Consider the following 4,411-nt stretch of genomic DNA (forward strand, 5'->3'; position numbering starts at 1 on the left):
CATCGGCCTGCTGCAGCCCCGGCTGGCGCTGGCCAAGCGTCCGGACGACCTGCTGGCCGCCGATGCGCTGAAAGACCTGCGCGTGGGCCGCGACATCACCGAACTGCAGCGCGCCCGCCGCCACCTGGCAGTGGCCGATGCCGCCATCGCGCCCGTGCTCAGCGGTCTGGCGCAGTTCTTCCGCGCCCGCTCGACCTGGCGCGGCGGCGAGAAGCCCGAGAATCTCCTGGCGCAGATAGACGCGCGCCTGTCCAGCGTCTCGGCCGCGCAGGCCGGCGGCGCGGCGCGCGACCGCGCGGTGGTGGCCCTGGTGGGTATCCGCCGCGCCTTCTATCCCCGACGCGCCGGGCTATCAACCCGCCCATCCCGCCATGGAGGGCAAGACAACATGATCGGCGAATTCAATCTTTACGGCATTTATTTCCCCTGGCTGCTGGTGCTGGGCGTGATCACCCTGGGCGTGTCCTGGGTAGTGAGGCGCGCCATGGCCCGCGCCGGACTGTACCGCCTGGTGTGGCACCCCGCCCTGTTCGATCTGGCGCTTTATTTGGTGCTGCTCTACGGCATGACGCTTATTTCCCCTTACGTTTTCCAGAGATAGCAGGTATGAAATTCCCCAACGCCCTTCGCCCTGCCGCCATCGGCAAGTTTGCGGTGACGGCTGCCATTGTCGCCGCCGCCGTCTACGCCGGCTGGCAGCTCTGGGTGCACTATGAAGTCGAGCCCTGGACGCGCGACGGCCGCGTCAAGGCCTATGTGGTGCAGGTCGCCCCCGACGTCTCGGGCCTGGTGACCTCCGTGCCCGTTCACGACAACCAGGATGTGAAAGCCGGCGACGTGCTGTTCGAGATCGACCGCGCGCGCTTCCAGCTCGCGTACGACCAGGCCCAGGCCGCCGTGCGCTCGCAGCAGGTGGCGCGCGAGCAGGCGGTGCGCGATGCCCGCCGCAACCGCGAACTGGGCAAGCTGGTGGCCGCCGAGGCCCTGGAACAGAGCCAGACCCGCCTGCAGCAGACCGCGGCGCGCTGGCCCAGGCCGAAGTGCAGCTCAACATCGCCCGCCTGAACCTGGAACGCAGCCGCGTGGTCGCGGCCACCGACGGGCGCGTCACCAACCTGGACCTGCGCGCCGGCTCCTACGCCACCGCCGGCCACGGCGTGATGGCGCTGGTGGATTCGCATTCGTTCTACGTGGAAGGCTACTTCGAGGAAACCAAGCTGCCCGGCATCCGCGAAGGCGATCCGGTCACCGTGACCCTGATGGGCGACTCGCGCGAAATCCGCGGCCACGTGGAAAGCATCGCCATGGGCATCGCCGACCGCGACCGCAGCACCGGCGCGAACCTGCTGCCCAACGTGAACCCCACTTTCAACTGGGTGCGCCTGGCCCAGCGCATTCCCGTGCGCGTGAAGATCGACGAAGTGCCCGAAGGCGTGCGCCTGGTCGCCGGCCAGACCGCCACCGTCTCCGTCGACCGCCCCGCCGCCGGCCAGAAGGCCAGCCAACCGCAAACCTGACCCGCCGAGGACCGACCGCCCCGAGAGCCACAGACATCGTCCCTTTCCCAGCCGTAACCGCCATGAACACCGAAGATTTGCTGCCCACCTCCGCCCACACGAAAAACCGGACACGCCGCCGGTGCGCCGTGCTTGCCGCCCTGGCGCTCGCGCTCGCCGGCTGCACCGCCGTGGGCCCCGACTACCACGTGCCCTCCGGCTCGGTGGCGCAGCGGCAAAGCGCGCAGGTCCCGTTCGCGGAAGCCCGGTCCGGCCCCTACCGCCAGGAACCGCTGCCCGCGCACTGGTGGCGGCTCTACCAGGATCCGGTGCTCGACGGACTCGTGCAAAAGGCCCTGGAAATCAACACCGACCTGCGCGTGGCCCAGGCCAACCTGGAGCGCGCGCAGGCGGCGGTGCGCGAGGCGCAGGCCCAGCAGCGGCCCGGCATCGGCGTGAACGCCACGCCGACCTACGGCCACTCGTCGGGCCTGCAGCAGCTGCAGCCAGGCGTCGATCCCCCCCAACCACTGGTCATACTCGGGCGGCGTTTCGGTGTCGTACCAGCTTGACCTCTTCGGCCAGATCCGCCGCGCCATCGAGGCCGCCAGCGGCGACGAGCAGGCGGCCCCAGGCCGCCTATGACGCCGCCGCGTCACGGTGGCCGCCGAAACCGCGCGCGCCTACGCCGACATGAGCGCGGCCGGCATGCAGCTCGCCTCGGCCCGGCATTCGGTGGAAGTGCAGAAGGCGTCGCTGACGCGTCCAGCGCCTGCAGCAGCCGGACGCGGCACCGTCCTGGACGTGACGCGCGCCCGCAGCCAGCTCGAACAGCTCCAGGCCAACCTGCCGCCCTTCCAGGCTCGCCAGCGCACCGCGCTCTACACGCTGGCCGCGCTCACCGGCCAGACGCCGGCCGAGATTCCGGTTTCGCTCATGCAATGCGCCGCCGCGCCGCGCCTGGGCCAGCCCATTCCCGTGGGTGACGGCGCCGCGCTGCTGCGCCGTCGGCCCGACATCCGCCAAGCCGAACGCAGCCTGGCGGCCGCCACCGCGCGCATCGGCGTCGCCACAGCCGACCTCTACCCCAAGATCAGCCTGGGCCTGTCCGCGGCCTCGGGCGGACCGGCCTCGATGTTCGGAGACCGCGGCACCTTCGGCTGGAGCCTGGGCCCGCTGATCTCCTGGACCGTGCCCAACACCGGGGCGGCGCAGGCCCGCATCGCCCAGGCCGAGGCCAGCACCAAAGCCGCGCTGGCGCAGTTCGACAAGACGGTGCTCAATGCCCTGCGCGAAACCGAAAGCGCGCTCGCGGTCTACGCCCGCCAGCTCGACCGCGAAACCGCCCTCAAGGCCGCCCGCGACCAGACGCGCCGAGGCGGCAGCCCAGGCGCGCCAGCTCTTCCCAGTACGGCAAGACCGACTACCTCACCGTGCTGGACGCCGAGCGCACCCTGGCCAGCAACGAAAGCGCGCTGGCCGCCTCCCGGGCCGAACTCAGCCAGGACCAGATCGCGCTCTTCCTGGCGCTGGGGCGGGGGTGGGAAGACCAGCCGGCTTCCGCGGCCGCGCGCTGAACGCCGGGCCCGGGCCGCGCCGGCCTCAGTGCAGGGTGGAGCCCTCGGGCGGCGTCTGGTTCAGGCCCAGCGCGGCTTCCCAACTGCGCAGGGGCACGCAGGTCTGCAGGCGCACGATGGCGCGCTGGATGAGGGCGGGATGCAGCTCGTGGCGCATCTAGGTGGCCACGTCGATGGTGGAGTCGCCGTGCAGTTCGTCCAGCCGCGCCTGGGCGGCCTGGATGCCGGCCACCGGCATGACCGGGTCGGCCAGCGCGTGCAGCAGGTGCAGGGTGGTGTATTGCGGCGCCATGCGCGGCAATCGGGCGTAGCGGCCGGAAAAGGCGATCACGCGGCCGGCCAGGCCGTCGTGGGCCTGGACCATTTCCAGCGCCATGATGGCGCCTTGCGAGAACCCCGCCAGGGCCGTGTCCGATTGCAGCAGACCGAAACGCGCCTGCGCCTCGCGCACATAGGCCACCAGCGCGGGCATGGCCTGGGCCACGCGCTCTGGCCGGTTTTCCTCGGTAATGCCGCGCACGGAGAACCACTGGCGTCCTGCGCCGCCGCCGTCGTAAGGCTGGAAACCCGCCGGGACGAGCACGGCGGCCGAGGGGGAACGCGCGCGCACCGCGTGCGCCAGCGGCTCCATGTCGGCGGGCGAGCCGCCCACGCCGTGCAGCAGGATGAAAAGCTGGCGCACGTCCACGCCGGTCTCGGGAAGGATTTCGATCGAATTGATGGGGCTGGAAGAGGCCATGAGCGGCTCCCGCGCGGCATGGCGCGCAAGTGGCGCGCAAACGGCGCGCCGGGACCCGGTCATTGTAGAACGCGCGGTAGAACGCGCCGCCCGCCCGGCCCGGCTCGATGCCCGCGGCAAAATACTGTATATTTATACAGTCATTGTTGAATTTGCCGAACCGGACCCCGCGCCAGGTCCCGCAACCCCATGCCTGTCCCCGAACACATTCATCCCGCCGTATGGCGGGCCAGCCAGCTCGCCCGGGGCGCGGCCCGCACGCTGCCCACCGGGCATGCGGCGCTCTCGGCCGAGCTGCCCGACGGCGGCTGGCCGCTGGGTTCGCTGATCGAGGTGCTGACGCCGCACCCCGGCTCGGGGGAAATCCGCCTGCTGCGGCCGGCGCTGGCCCAGCTCGAAACCCGCCGTCCCATCGCCCTGGTGCAGCCGCCGCACCCGCCCCATATCGCCAGCTGGATGAGCTGGAAGCTGGACCCGCGCCAGCTGCTCTGGGTCGCACCCGAGAAACCCGCCGACGCCCTCTGGGCCACCGAGCAGATCCTCAAGAACGGCAGTTGCGGCGCGGTGCTGTGCTGGCTGCCCCAGGTCCGCCCCGAATC

Annotated in this window: 2 protein-coding genes and 4 pseudogenes; 5 read left to right on the forward strand and 1 reads right to left on the reverse strand. The window is 71.2% G+C overall.

Annotated features, from left to right (window positions below):
* Nucleotides 1-52: 52 nt before the first annotated feature.
* The 4 genes and pseudogenes from AD428_RS28670 to AD428_RS23360 form a co-directional block, all read left to right on the forward strand.
* Nucleotides 53-286: pseudogene (locus AD428_RS28670) on the forward strand (FUSC family protein); the annotation flags it as partial.
* A 102-nt stretch (nucleotides 287-388) separates the two neighbouring features.
* Entirely contained in the window at nucleotides 389-601 is a 213-nt protein-coding gene (locus AD428_RS23350) for a DUF1656 domain-containing protein (protein ID WP_053246741.1), read from the forward strand.
* A 5-nt stretch (nucleotides 602-606) separates the two neighbouring features.
* Nucleotides 607-1,517, forward strand: a pseudogene (locus tag AD428_RS23355) (efflux RND transporter periplasmic adaptor subunit).
* A gap of 62 nt (nucleotides 1,518-1,579) precedes the next feature.
* Nucleotides 1,580-3,073: pseudogene (locus AD428_RS23360) on the forward strand (efflux transporter outer membrane subunit).
* Nucleotides 3,074-3,098: 25 nt separating this feature from the next.
* Here AD428_RS23360 and ypfH read toward each other — a convergent pair.
* A pseudogene (ypfH, locus tag AD428_RS23365) lies at nucleotides 3,099-3,812 on the reverse strand (esterase).
* A 189-nt stretch (nucleotides 3,813-4,001) separates the two neighbouring features.
* Between ypfH and imuA the strand changes: the two are divergent.
* Nucleotides 4,002-4,411 (forward strand): translesion DNA synthesis-associated protein ImuA (imuA, locus tag AD428_RS23370; RefSeq protein ID WP_152968207.1); only part of this gene is annotated, 410 nt, incomplete at its 3' end.

It is taken from the genome of Achromobacter sp. DMS1, from assembly GCF_001270295.1.